This is a genomic window from Pseudomonas sp. GW822-FHT02G04, from assembly GCF_058802085.1.
This window is the reverse complement of sequence record NZ_JBXANU010000005.1, coordinates 48,444-64,651: the sequence shown is the minus strand read 5'-3', so window position 1 is coordinate 64,651 and position 16,208 is coordinate 48,444. Positions and strand designations below refer to the sequence as shown.

The following is a 16,208-nucleotide window of genomic DNA, read 5'->3' as shown; positions in this document are numbered from 1 at the left end:
CCTCTCCCCCCCCCCCCCCCCCCCCCCCCCCCCCCCCCCCCCCCCCCCCCCCCCCCCCCCCCCCGCTCCTACAGTTGATCTTCATCGCCTGTTCTCAATCGGTTTTAACGCCATGAATACTTCAACCACTGTCAAAGCTCATATGGACATCCCGCAACCGGTGCGTAAAAGCCGGTTGACCAACCCCGGCTGGTTTCTGGTCAGCCCCTCGGTGGCGTTGCTGCTGCTGTGGATGATCGTGCCGCTGGGCATGACCGTTTACTTTTCGATGATCCGCTACAACCTGCTCTACCCCGGCGAAAACGAATTCGTGGGGCTGGAGAACTTCAGTTACTTCCTGAGCGATTCGGGTTTCCTGCCCGGCGCCACCAATACCCTGTTGCTGGTGGGCAGCGTGTTGCTGATCAGCGTGGTGTTCGGCGTGTTGATCAGCGCGTTGCTGGAGGCCAGTGAGTTTCTCGGTCGCGGCATCGTGCGGGTGATGTTGATCTCGCCGTTCTTCATCATGCCCACCGTCGGTGCGCTGATCTGGAAGAACCTGATCTTTCACCCGGTCTCGGGGATTCTTGCCTACATCTGGAAGCTGTTCGGCGCCCAACCGGTGGACTGGCTGGCCCACTACCCGCTGCTGTCGATCATCATCATTGTGTCTTGGCAATGGTTGCCCTTCGCGATTCTGATCCTGATGACCGCCATGCAGTCCCTCGACCAGGAACAGAAAGAAGCCGCACGTCTGGACGGTGCCGGACCGATCGCCATCTTCTGGCACCTGACCTTGCCGCACCTGGCGCGGCCGATTGCGGTGGTGGTGATGATCGAAACCATTTTCCTGCTGTCGGTGTTCGCCGAAATCTTCACCACCACCAACGGTGGCCCCGGCTACGCCTCGACCAACCTCGCCTACCTGATCTACAACCAGGCGCTGGTGCAGTTCGACGTTGGCATGGCCTCCGCCGGTGGTTTGATCGCGGTGGTGATTGCCAACATCGCGGCCATCGTGCTGGTGCGCATGATCGGCAAAAACCTGACAGACAAAGCCTGAGGCCTGCGCCATGACTCTTCAACAATCCCGTCGCCTGCAAAGCCTGCTGCTCGGCACCCTGGCCTGGGCCATCGCGATCCTGATTTTCTTCCCGATCTTCTGGATGGTGCTGACCAGTTTCAAGACCGAAATCGACGCGTTCGCCACACCGCCGCAGTTCATCTTCACGCCGACGCTGGAGAACTACCTGCACATCAACGAGCGTAGCGATTACTTCAGCTTCGCCTGGAACTCGGTGGTGATTTCCTTCAGCGCCACGGCATTGTGCCTGCTGATTGCGGTGCCGGCCGCCTACTCCATGGCGTTCTACGAAACCCAGCGCACCAAAGGCACGTTGCTGTGGATGCTCTCCACCAAGATGCTGCCGCCAGTGGGCGTGCTGATGCCGATCTACCTGTTGGCCAAGAGCTTTGGCCTGCTGGATACGCGAATCGCGCTGATCGTGATCTACACGCTGATCAACCTGCCGATCGTGGTCTGGATGGTTTACACCTACTTCAAAGACATCCCCAAGGACATCCTCGAAGCGGCACGCCTGGACGGCGCCACCCTGTGGCAGGAAATGGTCCGGGTGCTGCTGCCGATCGCCAAAGGCGGCCTGGCCTCCACGGTGTTGTTGTCGCTGATCCTGTGCTGGAACGAGGCGTTCTGGTCGCTGAACCTGACCTCGTCCAAAGCCGCACCACTGACCGCACTGATCGCCTCTTACTCAAGCCCCGAAGGTTTGTTCTGGGCCAAGTTGTCGGCGGTGTCGACCCTGGCTTGCGCGCCGATTCTGATCTTCGGCTGGATCAGCCAGAAACAGCTGGTCCGCGGCCTGTCGTTTGGCGCCGTGAAATAGCCCTCAAAGAATAAACATAAAGGAGCGCCATCATGGCCAACCTGAAAATCAAAAATCTGCAAAAAGGCTTCGAAGGTTTTTCCATCATCAAAGGCATCGACCTGGAAGTGAACGACAAGGAATTCGTGGTGTTCGTCGGCCCGTCGGGTTGCGGCAAGTCCACCCTGCTGCGGCTGATCGCCGGCCTTGAAGAAGTCAGCGGCGGCACCATCGAGCTCGATGGCCGCGACATCACCGAAGTCAGCCCGGCCAAGCGCGACCTGGCGATGGTGTTCCAGACCTACGCCCTGTACCCGCACATGAGCGTGCGTAAAAACATGTCGTTCGCCCTCGACCTGGCCGGTGTAGCGAAAGCCGAAGTCGAGAAGAAGGTCGGCGAAGCAGCGCGCATTCTGGAGCTCGGGCCGATGCTCGAACGTAAACCGAAACAGCTGTCCGGCGGTCAGCGTCAGCGCGTGGCGATCGGCCGGGCCATCGTGCGTAACCCGAAAATCTTCCTGTTTGACGAACCGCTGTCCAACCTCGACGCCGCCCTGCGGGTGCAAATGCGCCTGGAACTGTTGCGCCTGCACAAAGAACTGCAAGCCACCATGATCTACGTGACCCACGATCAGGTCGAAGCCATGACCATGGCCGACAAAGTCGTCGTGCTCAATGGCGGCAAGATCGAGCAGGTCGGTTCGCCACTGGACCTGTATCACCAGCCGGCCAACCTGTTTGTCGCAGGCTTTCTCGGCACACCGAAAATGGGCTTCCTCAAAGGCAGAGTCACCCGTGTTGAAAGCCGGGGCTGCGAAGTGCTGCTGGACGCCGGCACCCGCATCACTCTGCCGCTGAGCGCTGCCAACCTGAGCGTCGGCGGCGCGGTGACGCTGGGCATTCGCCCGGAACATCTGGAGCTGGCGCAACCCGGCGACTGCACGCTGCAAGTCACCGCCGATGTCAGCGAACGTCTGGGCAGCGACACCTTCTGCCACGTCCTGACCTCGTCCGGCGAAGCGCTGACCATGCGCGTTCGCGGCGATCTGGCGAGCCGTTATGGCGAAACCCTGAGCTTGCACCTGGACGCCGAACACTGCCATTTATTCGATGCCGACGGCGTGGCGCTGACCCGCCCACTGCGCGCCGCAGCCTGATTTCAGAGAGCATGCAATGAAACTGAATAAATCCAACCTCAATCGCCTCTCCCCCGAGGTGGCCTTGCCCGCCTACACCCTGAGCGACACCCGCCAGGGCATCGCGCACATCGGCGTCGGCGGTTTCCACCGCGCACATCAGGCGTACTACACCGATGCCTTGATGAACACCGGCGAAGCACTGGACTGGGCCATCTGCGGGGTCGGCCTGCGCGCCGAAGACCGTCGTGCCCGGGACGATCTGCAAGAACAGGATTACCTGTTCACCCTGTTTGAACTGGGCGATAGCGACGACACCGAAGTGCGAGTCATCGGCGCCATCCGCGACATGCTGCTGGCCGAAGACGGCGCCGAGACGCTGATCGATAAACTGGCCAGCCCCGAGATCCGCATCGTCTCGCTGACCATCACCGAGGGCGGCTACTGCATCGACGACAGCAACGGCGAGTTCATGGCGCACCTGCCGCAGATCCAGCACGACCTGGCCAATCCGAACGCGCCGAAAACCGTGTTCGGCTTCCTCTGCGCCGCGCTGGCCAAACGGCGTGCAGCCGGCACGCCCGCGTTCACGCTGATGTCCTGCGATAACCTGCCGCACAACGGCGCGGTGACCCGTAAAGCCTTGCTCGCATTCGCTGCCCTGCACGATATCGACCTGCGCGACTGGATCGAGCGCAACGTCAGCTTCCCCAACGCCATGGTCGACCGCATCACACCGATGACCAGCACCGAGCATCGTCTGCAACTGCACGACACTCACAGCATCGACGACGCCTGGCCGGTGGTCTGCGAACCGTTTGTGCAGTGGGTGTTGGAAGACAAATTCGTCAACGGTCGCCCAGCCTGGGAAAAGGTCGGCGTGCAGTTCACCGATGACGTCACGCCTTACGAAGAGATGAAGATCAAACTGCTCAACGGCAGCCACCTGGCCCTGACCTATCTGGGTTTCTTGAAGGGTTACCGCTTCGTTCACGAAACCATGAACGACCCGCTGTTCGTGCGCTACATGCGCGCCTACATGGACCTGGACGTCACACCGCAACTGGCGCCGGTGCCGGGGATCGACCTGAGCGACTACAAAAACACTCTCGTGGCGCGCTTCTCCAATCAGGCGATTGCCGATCAGCTGGAGCGAGTGTGTTCGGACGGTTCGTCGAAGTTTCCGAAATTCACCATGCCGACCCTCAACCGCTTGATCGCCGATGGCCGCGAGACCAAACGTGCGGCGCTGGTGGTGGCGGCCTGGGCGCTGTACCTCAAAGGCGTGGATGAAAATGGCCACACCTATACAATTCCGGACCCGCGGGCGGCGTTCTGTCAGGCGCTGGTGGCCGACGATGCGTTGATCACCCAGCGGCTGCTGGAGGTTGAGGAGATTTTCGGCACGGCGATTCCGCGTTCACCGGAGTTTGTGGCAGCGTTTGAGTGGTGCTGTAACAGCTTGCGGGAGGTTGGGGTGACACAGACGCTCGAACGAGTGCTGGCCGTCTGATCATTCCCACGCTCTGCGTGGGAATGCAGCCCGGGACGCTCCGCGTCCCATCCAGAAGCGGACGCAGAGCGTCCATTGATGCATTCCCACGCAGAACGTGGGAACAATCTTCGGTAGGGTGTTTCCATGGCAAACCAACAACTATTCCTGGGCATCGACTGCGGCACCCAAGGCACCAAAGCCGTGATCCTCGACGCGCACAGCGGTCAGGTCCTCGGTCAGGGCGCTGCTGTCCACAGCCTCATCAGCGGCGCCAACGGCCGTCGCGAGCAAGACACCGCCCAGTGGCTGGAAGCCTTTACCCAGGCCACCCGCCGCGCGTTGCATGCAGCGGATGTCGACGGCCAGGCCATTCTCGGCATCGGCGTTTCCGGCCAGCAACATGGTTTGGTGCTGCTCGACGATCACGGCCAGGTACTGCGCCCGGCCAAGCTCTGGTGCGACACCGAGTCCACCCCGGAGAACGACCGTTTGCTCGCCCATCTGGGCGGTGAAAAAGGTTCCCTGGAACGCCTCGGCGTAGTCATCGCGCCGGGCTACACCGTGTCCAAACTGCTCTGGACCAAAGAACAACACCCGGAGATTTTCGCCCGGATCGCCCGCATCCTGCTGCCCCATGACTACCTCAACTATTGGCTCACCGGCCGCAGTTGCAGCGAGTACGGCGATGCCTCGGGCACCGGCTATTTCAACGTGCGTACGCGCCAGTGGGACTTGCAACTGCTGCGCGACATCGACCCCAGCGGGCGCCTGCAATCTGCGCTTCCGGAGCTGATCGATGCCCACCAGCCGGTCGGTACGATACTGCCGAGCATCGCCGAACATCTGGGTATCAACCCCAAGGCCCTGGTCTCCAGCGGCGGTGGTGACAACATGATGGGCGCGATCGGCACCGGCAACATCAAGCCTAGCGCGATCACCATGAGCCTCGGTTCCTCGGGGACGGTCTACGCCTATGCCGAGCAAGCGCACGTCAGCCCGGACGCCTCGGTGGCAACGTTCTGCTCCTCCAGCGGCGGCTGGCTGCCGCTGATCTGCACCATGAACCTGACCAATGCCACCGGCGCGATTCGCGAGTTGTTCGAACTGGATATCGAGCAGTTCAACGCCTTGGTCGAGCAAGCGCCGATTGGTGCCGAAGGCGTGTGCATGCTGCCGTTCCTCAATGGCGAACGTGTTCCCGCCCTGCCCCATGCCAGCGGCAGCCTGCTGGGGTTGACCATGACCAACCTGACCCGGGCCAACCTGTGCCGCGCCGTGGTGGAAGGCACCACCTTCGGTTTGCGTTACGGGCTAGACCTGCTGCGCCACAATGGCTTACAAGGCCGCAGCATCTGCCTGACCGGCGGCGGCTCGAAGAGCCCGGTGTGGCGGCAAATCGTCGCCGACATCATGAATACGCCAGTGATTTGTACCGAACACAGCGAGGCCGCAGCCCTTGGCGCAGCGATTCAGGCGGCGTGGTGCAAGTCCTGGGCAAACGGCCACGAAGACAGCCTGGCGGACTTGTGCGAGCGCTGCGTGAAGCTCGACCTGGCCAGTGAAACCTTGCCGATTGCAGAAAATGTACAGGCCTGTCAGCAGGCCTACGAACGCTATCAACAGCATGTCGCAACCCTTTAAAGAGCGAGCAACTATGTATCTGGTGTGTGGTGAAGCGCTGTTCGATTTCTTCAGCGAAGACGATGCCAGCGGCCTGGCGTCCAAAGTGAATTTCAAGGCAATTGCTGGCGGCTCGCCGTTCAACGTCGCGGTAGGTTTGCGCCGTTTGGGCGTGGATGCCGCGCTGTTTGCCGGGCTATCGACCGATTACCTCGGCCGACGGTTGCAGCAAGTGCTGCAGGATGAAGGCGTGCGCCCGGATTACCTCGTGGACTTTGCCGCGCCGACCACGCTGGCGATGGTGGCGGTCGGTGCCAATGGCTCGCCCCATTACAGCTTTCGCGGCGAAGGCTGCGCTGATCGGCAATTGAAACTGGAGCACCTGCCAGAACTGGGGCCTGAAGTGCGCGGCTTGCATATCGGCTCGTTCTCGCTGGTGGTGCAACCGGTTGCCGATACCTTGCTGGCGCTGGTGCAGCGCGAAAGCGGCAAACGCCTGATCAGCCTCGACCCGAACGTGCGCCTGAATCCCGAGCCGAACATCGAGTTGTGGCGTTCACGGATCGCCACCCTGGTGGAGCTTGCCGACCTGATCAAGGTCAGCGACGAAGATTTGAGCCTGTTGTATCCCGAGCAGGATCCGCAGCGCGTGATCGAAGGCTGGCTGGAGCATCGCTGTCAGCTGGTGTTCCTGACCCGCGGCGGTCAGGGAGCGACGGTGTTCAGCCGGGCTCATGGCACATGGTCGGTGCCGGCTTGTTCGGTGAAGATTGCCGACACCGTTGGGGCTGGCGATACCTTCCAGGCGGCGTTGATTACCTGGCTGACCGAGCAGCAGCTGGATTCGGTTGCGGGTGTGCAGCGGCTGAGTCGTGAGCAGATTGATGCGATGCTCAGGTTTGCGGTGAGTGCCGCCGCGTTAACCTGCAGCAAGACCGGACCGGATTTGCCGTATCGGCAGCAGTTGGAAATGCGCTGAATGTGAGGGCCTCTTCGCGGGCAAGCCTCGCTCCTACACGGTTGGTGTCGTTCGCAATTTTTTAATCGACTCAGTTCTGTAGGAGCGAGGCTTGCCCGCGAAGGCGATCTAATGGTTACAACACCGAAAAGTTGTAACTCACAATCAATCGGGTCTCATCCACATCCCGGGCGAACTTCTCGTAGTTGGTCCGGTACGTCGCATTGCGCAGCCGCAGGCTGACATCCTTGAACGTGCCGCTCTGCACCACATACTTGAGCTCGCTGTCGCGCTCCCACTCTTTACCTTCCTGATCGCTGCCCAGAACCTTGATGTGATCGCCGTTCACGTAACGGGTCAGGAAACTCAAGCCGTTGATGCCGATCGCCTTGAAGTCATAGTCATAACGCAACTGCCACGAGCGCTCTTGCGCGGCGGCGAAGTCGTTGACTTGCACGTAGTTGACCAGGTACGGATTGGTCCCATCCAGGTACGGCATCGAATTGTCGCCGTTCATACGCTGCCAGCCGGCGCTGAACGTATGGCCGCTGATCGCGTAACCGAGCATGCCGCTCAAGGCGCGGTTGTCGATGGAACCGGCACGCGCGGCACCGCTGTCTGCACTCTTGAGCAGGCGCAAATCCGCCTTCAACACACCCTCACCCAACGGCTGGTTGGCCAGCAACCCGACGAAGTGCTGGCGGTAAATGTCTTCCAGTTCAGCGTAGTGATACTGACCGGTCAGGCGTTCGTTGATCTTGTAGTCGAAGCCGTACATGTCGAAGTGGTCGGCGGTGATGTTGCAGGCGTAACGCTTGTTCTTGCAGTGCACGCGGATGTCCTGGGAATCGGTGGAATCCCGGGCGGTGTACTTGTCCAGGCGCGCCGCCATGAAGGTCAGGTCCTTGACCTCTTTGGAGGTGAGCAGCGCGCCGTTGAACATCGTCGGCAGCAAACGACCGTCGTTGTATTTGAGTAGCGGCACATCGGGCAACAAGGCGCCGTACTTCAACACGCTTTGCGACACCCGCACTTTGGCGGTCAGGCCCAGTTTGGCGTACTGACCTTTCGAACCCCGCGGGTCATGCCCTGTGGACGGCAGCAAGCCGCTGTTGCTGCTGTCGGCGCTGGAGTCGAGCTTGAACCCGAGCATGCCCAAGGCATCGACACCGAAACCGACCGTGCCTTCGGTGTAGCCCGATTGCAGATTGAGAATAAAACCCTGGGCCGACTCTTCGCGCTTCGAAGCGCCCTGATCGCTGGAAGTGTGCCCATCACGGAAGTCGCGGTTGAAATACACCGTGCGCGATTCGATCTTCGCGGTGGTGTCATCGATAAAACCGCTGGCTTGGGCCGGCCCGGTAAAACCAGCGCACAGGACGACAGCGCCGAAGCCCAGTGACTGGCGCGTGATGAGAGGAAATGGGGGACGCATGAAAAAGCTCCAACAGTGCAGCGTTTGCGCAAGGCGCAATAAGCCAAAAATAGCCTTCGCCCCGGACCATTGACTGGCCAGGATGAAGAGGAACACACGGGGTGATCGGCAATGATGGCAGAAGGCTTTTAACGGCTACAGACGACTTTAGTCTGAAAATGACTGCCAGTTCCTGATCGCCAGCCTGTTCGCAACAGCTACCCGGTCGTTCACACAAGTCCGGACTCATTGGCTGAAACCCTGCAACTAAGGGTTTTCCCTATGCTTTGGGCCCGACACACCTACGGCTTTTGCGCCTTGAACGTGGCCATTTAATACTGCACCATCCGCCCCTGCTTTTTCAAAGGACGGAACTCAAGGCATGCTGGACGCAAACGCAATCCATATCTCCCTCACCCTCGAAGGCGTTTCCGTCGACCTTCAGGTGCTCAGCTTCGTCGGCCGCGAGGCCCTCAACCAGCCGTTCTGTTTCGACATCGAACTGGTCAGCGCCCGCCCCGACCTGAAACTCGAAGAGCTGCTGCACAAACCCGGCTGCCTGACCTTCGGCGCCACCGGCCAGGGCAAAATCCATGGCCTGGTGTACCGCATCGAGCAAGGCGATTCCGGCAAGAGCCTGACCCGCTACAGCATCAGCCTGGTGCCGCAACTGGCTTACCTGCGGCACAACCACGACCAGCAGATTTTCCAGCAGCTCAGCGTGCCGAAGATCATCGCCCAGGTCCTCGAGGCCCGTGGCATTCTGGCGGACGCCTACAGTTTTCAGCTCGGTGCGATCTACCCAGAGCGCGTGTACTGCGTGCAGTACGACGAGTCCGACCTGCATTTCATCCAGCGCCTGTGCGAAGAGGAAGGCATCCACTTCCACTTCCAGCACTCGGCCAGCGGCCACAAACTGGTGTTCGGCGATGACCAGACGGTGTTCCGCAAACTGGCGCCAGTGAGCTACCAGCAGGACTCCGGCATGGCCGCCGAAAAACCGGTGATCAAGCGCTTCAACCTGCGCCTGGAAACCCGCACCACCCGCGTCAGCTGCCGCGACTACGACTTCGAAAAACCCCGCCTGCTGCCGGAAAGTGCAGCCAAGACCGCGTTCGCCCCGGACCTCGAAGACTACGACTACCCCGGCCGTTTCACCGACCGCGCGCGCGGCAAGCAACTGGCAACCCGCGCCCTGGAACGTCATCGCAGCGACTACCAACTGGCCGAAGGCAAAGGCGACGAACCGACTCTGGTCAGCGGCCACTTCCTGGCCCTCAGCGAACACCCGCGTGCCGAATGGAACGACCTGTGGCTGCTGCTGGAAATCGTCCATGAAGGCAAACAGCCGCAAGTGCTCGGCGAAAACATCACCAGCGACGTCACCGACAGCAAGGACGATTTCCACCAGGGCTACCGCAACCGCTTCCTCGCCACGCCGTGGGACGCGCATTACCGTCCCGCCCTGGAACACCCGAAACCGCAAGTGCTGGGCAGCCAGACCGCCATCGTCACCGGCCCGCCGGGGGAAGAGATCCACTGCGATGAATACGGCCGGGTCAAGGTGCAATTCTACTGGGACCGCGACGGTCAGGCAGACGACAAGACCAGCTGCTGGCTGCGCGTCGCCAGCGGCTGGGCCGGCAACGCCTACGGCGGCATCGCCATCCCGCGGGTTGGCATGGAAGTGCTCGTCACCTTCCTCGAAGGTGACCCCGACCAACCGCTAATCACCGGCTGCCTGTACCACAAGGAAAACGTCGTCCCCTACGACCTGCCGGCGAACAAGACCCGCAGCACCTTCAAAACCCTCAGCTCGCCGGGCGGCAAGGGCTACAACGAGTTTCGCATCGAAGACAAAAAAGGCGCGGAACAGATCTACCTGCACGCCCAGCGCGACTGGGATGAAAACATCGAGCACGACCAGAAGATTCGCGTCGGCAATGAACGGCATGACACGGTCGAAGCCAACGTGTTCAGCGAGTTCAAGGTGGAAGAGCATCGCCTCACCCATCTGGATCGCAAGACCGAAGCGCGGGCGGATGATCACCTGACCGTGGGCGTGACCCAGCATGTGAAGGTGGGCACGGCGCAGTTTGTCGAGGCGGGTCAGGAGATTCACTACCACGCCGGGGAAAAGGTGGTGGTCGAGGGTGGCATGGAGATCACGGCCAAGGCTGGCGGCAGCTTTGTGAAGATTGATGCGGGGGGTGTGACGATTAGTGGGGCTGAGGTGAAGGTGAATTCCGGTGGCGCTCCTGGTGCTGGTACGGGGATTCAGATTCTCGCCCCATTGATTCCTACACCTGCAAACAGCGATAAATCTGGCAGCCTTCTCGCCCGTAAAGAAATCCCAACGACAATTGAATACGACATGGATTTTCTTATTACTGACCAGAACAGCGGATTGCCTCTGACTAACTTCCCATATGTCATCAAAACTTCTTCAGGAAAGAATCTCATAGGTCGCACTGACGAACAGGGGCGAACCCGAAAAGTCAGTAGTTCCGAGGCTGAAACAGCGGTCATTGAAGTCTACGATGACGTCCCCCGGGATGCTTAACGTGCCGAAAAAAGAGCCGTTGGCCACCAGCCAGAAAACCTTAACACCAACATCGGATAAAACCTCAGCAGTGGTGGTCGTTGATGACAGCCAACGTTTGAAAGAAATTAGAAAGTTGGTAGAGGCTAATAATGAGTCGTCAATCGACACAGACATAATTATTTGTCACATTTACATGGAGTCCCGCTTTGATGCAAATGCAGCGGCATCTGGCAGCTCAGCCCGCGGATTAATGCAGCTACTTAAAGCACCTATACGAGAGTTATATCGAGTTGAGGACTTGCGTAAGCCCAAAGCACAGCGCACTGAGGAAGCGACGTTATACCGTGATGCCGATACGTTTCATGATAGTGCTGGATTTGTGGATGAAAGCACAAATATACGCACTGGCACCCGATACCTTGAAATACTCATACAACGACAAATTCGCAATGGCGCGGCGGAACCAATTGTTGAAGCTTACAAAAAATATCGTGGTCGGCAAGATGGCATTTATTACCGCAAGATCAAGGAATGCTCGACGAAGCTTCATGCTGCTCCCAATTCAATGCAAATATTGAGGGATATGGTCAAATGAAAAACCTTCTATTCAGCATTGGACTTGCAGCATTCAGCATTCAGGCATTTGCAACTCAATCGCAGTTAAACACAGCGATCAACTGCGAACTGGCCGGCCCCGAGCATACTATCTCACTGTTGCGCGGCTCACCCATTGAAGAATCTTACATCTATAAAATCCGCTACGACAAAAAAACGAGATTAATGTATGACAACTCGAACGAATCGCGGGGAAGCGAGGTGCAGTGGCAATGCGCTTCCGACGAGCAATATCTAAATGTACTCGTGATTTCTGGCGAGTTCTCTTCAAACTTTATACAAGGAGTTCTGTTCTATTTCGACTCAGGTGACGGGAAAATAGAACGAATCGATTTCGCTGAAAGGAATCGTCCTCGCTGGGTAAAAATATCTGCAAAGGGTGCTCAAGTCATTTTTGAGAACACAGGCAATGAAAGCTCAAGCAAATATTTGAGCTATGGAAAACATGGAGTCTATCTTGAACTATCCGAGCTTCCCGCGACCTCTGCTGAAGCTGGTGAAAAGCTGATTGACCTGAACAACGCCAAATAGTGAGGCACCCTGTTATTCCAGTTTAATCATTACCGTCGGACATCTAACTTCAAAGCCTACCCCACAGGAGGCAGGCTTGTTTTTGAATCTACGGCGTCAGACCGGCGCTTTCCAGCCCATCATCCGCTGCTGCGCAACTTGCAGCAGGTCATAACCATCCAGAAGCGCATGGGTAATGTGCGGAATGTCCTGCACGTCACCGTGCTTGAAGCATAGGCATTTGCAGCGACGCCAAACATTAAACGCTGGCAGCCGGCCGGCGAAAGACGACAAAGCATCCTCGCTTGTAGGAACGGGCCAAAGCTCCCTCAGTTTTTTTACCTACATGAAACTTCTGACAGAAACCTCCTCACGACAGGCGGCACTCACCCCGGTTAACCATCGCTTAACCCCACGGTCCAAAACTTTACTGGACCGCACTCCCTCAGCACCCTCTGACGCCCAGTGCGGCAGGTTCGACGCTCTTGTGTCGAACTGACTTCCCCTGTGCACTGGAGACCCATCATGAACATGCGAACACTGCTGATGACCACCGCCCTCGCCTGCACCGCGTTCGTCGGTTTCGCTCAGGCCAACGACACGTCGTCCTCCCAGGCCGTGCCTTATCACTACGGAATGCCGTTGCATGTGGGCAAGGTCATTTCCATGACCGAACCGTCGACGCTGGACTGCAAAGTGGTTACAGCGGACATGAAGTACATCGATAGCAGCTCGGGCAAGCCCGCGGAAATCACCTATAGAAAAATGTCTGACGCGTGCAGTTATCAGGGCTGACAGACGATTCTGATTCGGCACTTGGCGGTAGGCCTGCGGGGATTCTGACGCTATGCTTTGGCATCCCCTCTACCGCCGAAAGGATTCGCCATGCCGTTCTCGTTTCGCACGCTGTCGACGTTCACCGCCGCGCTTTGTTTTCTACTGGCACTGGTGTGGGGTTTGATGCCGCAATGGTTGCTGGCGATCTGGAGTATCGAGTATTCGTCCGCGGCGGGTTTTGTGGCCAGGCGCAGTGCAGTGCTGTTCGGTGCGCTGGGGGTGATGTTTTATCTCGTGCGGCAGGCACCGCCCTCGGCGGCGAGAAGTGCGATGTGCAGCGGATTTATCGTTGGCTGTTTCGGCTTGGCAACACTGGGCTTCGGCGAATGGCTCAATGGGCATGCCGGGCCGGGTATCTTGCTGGCGATCCTGGTTGAATCAGCGTTGGGTCTGGGGTTTATCCAGACCCGGCGCGTGTCGCTCGAACTGGGTGAAACGGTCGGCTAATGAGCTTTCGACTTTGGGCTGAGCAAGTGGCTATGGGTGCTGTGCTCAAGGTCGGTGCGTAACTCGGCGATCAGATGATTGATCTCCCGACACCCGTTGAGGCGATGGGCGTCTATGCCAGTGACGCACAGGTCGAGATGGTCAGTCTCGTTGTCCGAATACACCTTGACGGTCATCGACAGGTCCGGCGACAGCGTGCATTGGCAGCGTTTCGGGAGAAAACTGCTTTCAACGATATTGCGTAGTTCCAAGGCAGAAAGAAACATGGCCACCCTCTCGGTATTGTGAGATTGCCAATCAAGAGTCAATGTCGGTCGGAGCTCAGATCGCCCGTTCTTTTCTTCCTTGCGGGCTTCATCGTTCCAACGTCCGACCGTTTTTTTGTTTCAGCGCCGACTCAACGGGACCGTGGTCAGCTCAAGACAGCTTCAGCATAAAACATGCCCGGAATTTCGCCCTGCGGCTCGTCGGCAAATCAAGGGATTGGTGGAGATAGCAACACATCGCGCCATGCAAATTGCAAGAATGGCCTGTTTTCGATACTTGCATTTTGCAACCCATCTCTGATGGCGGGTTTGCATTGACCGAGGACGGCAGTGAGAATGCGGCCATCCGTTCAGTATCCGCTGACCCCACACACACGCAAGGAGGCATTATGGGTGCTTTGCCCTTTAACACGACCGTCGGGCTGATAGTTGCCGTTCTGTCGTCCGTAGCCCAGGCCGCGACACTCGAAGACGTCGCGCCGTATCCCAAGCCGGAGAGCGGTTTTACCCGCCAGGTCATTCATCTCGCCCCGCAAAAACAGGAAGACGCCTACCAGGTCGAAATTCTGGCCGGCAAGACCCTGACCGTCGACTGCAACCGTCAGCGTCTGGGCGGCATGCTTGAGGAAAAGAATCTCGAAGGCTGGGGCTACCCGTTTTACCGGCTGGAAAAAGTCACCGGCCCGATGAGCACCCTGATGGCCTGCCCCGACGGCAAGCGCAAACAGGACTTCGTGCCAGTGGTCGGTGACGGCTTCAGGCTGCGCTACAACAGCAAATTGCCGATCGTGCTCTACGTGCCCAAAGACGTCGAAGTGCGCTACCGGATCTGGTCGGCGTCGAGCCACGTAGAGAAAGCCGTTCAGGAATAACCGGTCCATCACGCCACAGGAGTACTCATCTTGATTACCTGTCATGTCAAATATGTGATCGACCCTTATCAACTGGCCGAATTCGAAGCCTATGCCAAAGCCTGGCTTGGTATCGTCGAACGTTTGGGCGGCACTCACCACGGGTACTTCCTGCCTTCCGAGGGGGCGAGCAATATCGCCTACTGCCTGTTCAGTTTTCCTTCACTGGCGGACTATGAAAGCTATCGGCATATTGCGATGACCGATCCAGAAAGCACGGAACTCGTGGCCTCGTTGCTCGAGAAGAAATTTATTGTCAGCTACGAGCGGACCTTTTTGCGTCCGCTGCTGGCCTGACACCTGACGTCTTAGCCTTCTTACGCCTGGGCGCCGCTCAACGCGGCGCGCTCGGCAACATGGCGCAAACTGTCGAAATTGATATTCGCACCGGAGTCGATGGCCACCAGGGTCTGCCCTCGGGCGCCGGTTTGCGCCACGTACTGTTTGATACCCGCCACGGCCAGGGCGCCGGAAGGTTCGGTGATCGAGCGGGTATCGTCGTAGATATTCTTGATCGCGGCGCAGAGTTCGTCGTTGCTGACGGTCAGCACTTCATCAACGCAAAACCGGCAGACCTCGAAACCATGCGCACCGATCTGAGCAACGGCCACACCATCGGCGAAGGTGCCGACGGTTGGCAGCACAACCCGTTCGCCGGCCTGTAAGGCCGCCCGCAAACAGGCTGAATGTTCCGACTCGACGCCGATGATGCGCACTTCCGGGCGCAGGTATTTGACGTACGCAGCAATACCGGCGATCAAGCCACCACCGCCCACCGGCACAAAGATCGCATCCAGCGCCCCTTGGTGCTGGCGAAGGATTTCCATGCCGACGGTGCCCTGCCCGGCGATCACATCCGGGTCGTCGAAGGGCGAGACAAAGGTACGGCCGGTTTGCTGTGCCAGGTCCAGTGCATAGGCCAGGGCAAACGGAAAACTCTCGCCGTGCAACACCGCATCGGCACCCCGGCTGCGCACACCCAGCACTTTCAATTCCGGCGTCGTGCAGGGCATGACGATGGTGGCGGTAATCCCCAATTCACGGGCCGCCAACGCTACGCCTTGGGCATGATTGCCTGCCGATGCGGTGATCACGCCCCGGGCCTTCTGTTCATCGCTCAGGTTCACCAGCTTGTTGTAAGCACCACGTATCTTGAAGGAAAAAGTCGGTTGCAAGTCTTCGCGTTTGAGCAGGATCCGATTATCCAACGCCTCGGACAAGGCCGGTGCCGCTTGCAACGGCGTGCGCACCGCAAGTTCGTAGACCGGCGCTGCGAGGATTTTTTTCACGTAGTGCTCAAGCAAGCCCTGCTGGGCGGTGGTGCTGCTCATGGTCGTCTCCTTTACGGTATCCGGGTTTACGCGGGCGCGTTGCGTACGCCCGGTAAGCTCAAAACCCAAGAGACAGAAAGTAAAAACCCGCCTCTAGGGCGGGTTGGGTGCTGCAGTCGTGAGCTAGCCCGCCAAATAAGGAATGGCGGTAATAATGCTTGGCTGGCAGCGCAATACGGTGGAAGTCATGGCTGGAAATTAGCCGGACGTTGATGGCAAGTCAATGGCCAAATTTCAACGAGCTCTGTAGGCTGGCGATTC

The 16,208-nt window shown here is 58.8% G+C and carries 15 protein-coding genes and 1 pseudogene; 13 read left to right on the top strand and 3 right to left on the bottom strand.

All coding sequences use genetic code 11. The annotated features are described in order from the left end of the window. Positions 1 to 112 precede the first annotated feature (112 nt). The 6 genes from AC1RO5_RS08890 to AC1RO5_RS08865 all read left to right on the top strand — a co-directional run bounded on the left by AC1RO5_RS08890 (position 113) and on the right by AC1RO5_RS08865 (position 7,092). Positions 113 to 1,042 (top strand): carbohydrate ABC transporter permease, encoded by a 930-nt coding sequence (locus tag AC1RO5_RS08890; RefSeq protein WP_019579063.1) that lies wholly within the window; start codon positions 113 to 115, stop codon positions 1,040 to 1,042. 10 nt (positions 1,043 to 1,052) lie between these two features. Continuing rightward, the gene (locus AC1RO5_RS08885) at positions 1,053 to 1,883 is read left to right on the top strand and encodes a carbohydrate ABC transporter permease (protein ID WP_019579064.1); all 831 of its coding nucleotides are present in this window, start codon (positions 1,053 to 1,055) and stop codon (positions 1,881 to 1,883) included. Positions 1,884 to 1,915: 32 nt separating this feature from the next. Further along, positions 1,916 to 3,019, top strand: a complete 1,104-nt coding sequence (locus AC1RO5_RS08880) for an ABC transporter ATP-binding protein (protein ID WP_493174571.1) — start codon at positions 1,916 to 1,918, stop codon at positions 3,017 to 3,019. 16 nt (positions 3,020 to 3,035) lie between these two features. Then, positions 3,036 to 4,511: a mannitol dehydrogenase family protein gene (locus AC1RO5_RS08875; protein ID WP_493174570.1), complete on the top strand. Its 1,476-nt coding sequence runs from the start codon at positions 3,036 to 3,038 to the stop codon at positions 4,509 to 4,511. Between the two features lie 126 nt (positions 4,512 to 4,637). Then, positions 4,638 to 6,134 (top strand): xylulokinase, encoded by a 1,497-nt coding sequence (gene xylB, locus AC1RO5_RS08870; RefSeq protein ID WP_493174569.1) that lies wholly within the window; start codon positions 4,638 to 4,640, stop codon positions 6,132 to 6,134. Positions 6,135 to 6,147: 13 nt separating this feature from the next. After that, the gene (locus tag AC1RO5_RS08865) at positions 6,148 to 7,092 is read left to right on the top strand and encodes a carbohydrate kinase family protein (protein ID WP_493174568.1); all 945 of its coding nucleotides are present in this window, start codon (positions 6,148 to 6,150) and stop codon (positions 7,090 to 7,092) included. A 115-nt stretch (positions 7,093 to 7,207) separates the two neighbouring features. Here the strand turns inward: AC1RO5_RS08865 and AC1RO5_RS08860 are convergent, their stop codons facing one another. Continuing rightward, positions 7,208 to 8,506 (bottom strand): OprD family porin, encoded by a 1,299-nt coding sequence (locus AC1RO5_RS08860; protein ID WP_493174567.1) that lies wholly within the window; start codon positions 8,504 to 8,506, stop codon positions 7,208 to 7,210. Between the two features lie 361 nt (positions 8,507 to 8,867). Between AC1RO5_RS08860 and AC1RO5_RS08855 the strand changes: the two genes are divergently transcribed. The 5 genes from AC1RO5_RS08855 (at position 8,868) to AC1RO5_RS08835 (ending at position 13,439) form a co-directional block, all read left to right on the top strand. Continuing rightward, complete coding sequence (locus tag AC1RO5_RS08855) at positions 8,868 to 11,048, top strand: type VI secretion system Vgr family protein (RefSeq protein WP_493174566.1); 2,181 nt, start codon at positions 8,868 to 8,870, stop codon at positions 11,046 to 11,048. 1 nt (position 11,049) lies between these two features. Then, positions 11,050 to 11,625 carry a transglycosylase SLT domain-containing protein gene (locus AC1RO5_RS08850; protein ID WP_493174565.1) on the top strand — a complete coding sequence of 192 codons (576 nt, stop codon included), beginning with the start codon at positions 11,050 to 11,052 and terminating at the stop codon, positions 11,623 to 11,625. Next, positions 11,622 to 12,176 carry a hypothetical protein gene (locus AC1RO5_RS08845; RefSeq protein WP_493174564.1) on the top strand — a complete coding sequence of 185 codons (555 nt, stop codon included), beginning with the start codon at positions 11,622 to 11,624 and terminating at the stop codon, positions 12,174 to 12,176. The genes AC1RO5_RS08850 and AC1RO5_RS08845 overlap by 4 nt, the downstream gene beginning before the upstream one ends. A gap of 504 nt (positions 12,177 to 12,680) precedes the next feature. Continuing rightward, positions 12,681 to 12,950, top strand: coding sequence for a DUF2790 domain-containing protein (locus AC1RO5_RS08840; RefSeq protein ID WP_493174563.1), 270 nt, complete (start codon positions 12,681 to 12,683; stop codon positions 12,948 to 12,950). 90 nt (positions 12,951 to 13,040) lie between these two features. Then, positions 13,041 to 13,439, top strand: a complete 399-nt coding sequence (locus AC1RO5_RS08835) for a hypothetical protein (RefSeq protein WP_493174562.1) — start codon at positions 13,041 to 13,043, stop codon at positions 13,437 to 13,439. Here AC1RO5_RS08835 and AC1RO5_RS08830 read toward each other — a convergent pair. Further along, positions 13,436 to 13,705 carry a DUF1652 domain-containing protein gene (locus AC1RO5_RS08830; protein ID WP_493174561.1) on the bottom strand — a complete coding sequence of 90 codons (270 nt, stop codon included), beginning with the start codon at positions 13,703 to 13,705 and terminating at the stop codon, positions 13,436 to 13,438. The genes AC1RO5_RS08835 and AC1RO5_RS08830 overlap by 4 nt on opposite strands. A gap of 389 nt (positions 13,706 to 14,094) precedes the next feature. Between AC1RO5_RS08830 and eco the strand changes: the two genes are divergently transcribed. After that, positions 14,095 to 14,577, top strand: coding sequence for a serine protease inhibitor ecotin (gene eco / locus AC1RO5_RS08825; protein WP_493174560.1), 483 nt, complete (start codon positions 14,095 to 14,097; stop codon positions 14,575 to 14,577). Between the two features lie 30 nt (positions 14,578 to 14,607). Beyond that, positions 14,608 to 14,913 (top strand): NIPSNAP family protein, encoded by a 306-nt coding sequence (locus AC1RO5_RS08820; RefSeq protein WP_493174559.1) that lies wholly within the window; start codon positions 14,608 to 14,610, stop codon positions 14,911 to 14,913. A 38-nt stretch (positions 14,914 to 14,951) separates the two neighbouring features. Here the strand turns inward: AC1RO5_RS08820 and ilvA are convergent. Then, positions 14,952 to 15,947 (bottom strand): annotated as a pseudogene (gene ilvA, locus AC1RO5_RS08815) (threonine ammonia-lyase, biosynthetic); the annotation flags it as partial. Between the last annotated feature and the right edge of the window lie 261 nt (positions 15,948 to 16,208).

What these genes read in the sequence shown, in the direction of transcription:
- AC1RO5_RS08890 (WP_019579063.1), top strand. Translation starts at nt 113, where the DNA reads ATGAATACTTCAACCACTGTCAAAGCTCATATGGACATCCCGCAACCG.
- AC1RO5_RS08885 (WP_019579064.1), top strand. Translation starts at nt 1,053, where the DNA reads ATGACTCTTCAACAATCCCGTCGCCTGCAAAGCCTGCTGCTCGGCACC.
- AC1RO5_RS08880 (WP_493174571.1), top strand. Translation starts at nt 1,916, where the DNA reads ATGGCCAACCTGAAAATCAAAAATCTGCAAAAAGGCTTCGAAGGTTTT.
- AC1RO5_RS08875 (WP_493174570.1), top strand. Translation starts at nt 3,036, where the DNA reads ATGAAACTGAATAAATCCAACCTCAATCGCCTCTCCCCCGAGGTGGCC.
- xylB (WP_493174569.1), top strand. Translation starts at nt 4,638, where the DNA reads ATGGCAAACCAACAACTATTCCTGGGCATCGACTGCGGCACCCAAGGC.
- AC1RO5_RS08865 (WP_493174568.1), top strand. Translation starts at nt 6,148, where the DNA reads ATGTATCTGGTGTGTGGTGAAGCGCTGTTCGATTTCTTCAGCGAAGAC.
- AC1RO5_RS08860 (WP_493174567.1), bottom strand. Translation starts at nt 8,506, where the DNA reads ATGCGTCCCCCATTTCCTCTCATCACGCGCCAGTCACTGGGCTTCGGC.
- AC1RO5_RS08855 (WP_493174566.1), top strand. Translation starts at nt 8,868, where the DNA reads ATGCTGGACGCAAACGCAATCCATATCTCCCTCACCCTCGAAGGCGTT.
- AC1RO5_RS08845 (WP_493174564.1), top strand. Translation starts at nt 11,622, where the DNA reads ATGAAAAACCTTCTATTCAGCATTGGACTTGCAGCATTCAGCATTCAG.
- AC1RO5_RS08840 (WP_493174563.1), top strand. Translation starts at nt 12,681, where the DNA reads ATGAACATGCGAACACTGCTGATGACCACCGCCCTCGCCTGCACCGCG.
- AC1RO5_RS08835 (WP_493174562.1), top strand. Translation starts at nt 13,041, where the DNA reads ATGCCGTTCTCGTTTCGCACGCTGTCGACGTTCACCGCCGCGCTTTGT.
- AC1RO5_RS08830 (WP_493174561.1), bottom strand. Translation starts at nt 13,705, where the DNA reads ATGTTTCTTTCTGCCTTGGAACTACGCAATATCGTTGAAAGCAGTTTT.
- eco (WP_493174560.1), top strand. Translation starts at nt 14,095, where the DNA reads ATGGGTGCTTTGCCCTTTAACACGACCGTCGGGCTGATAGTTGCCGTT.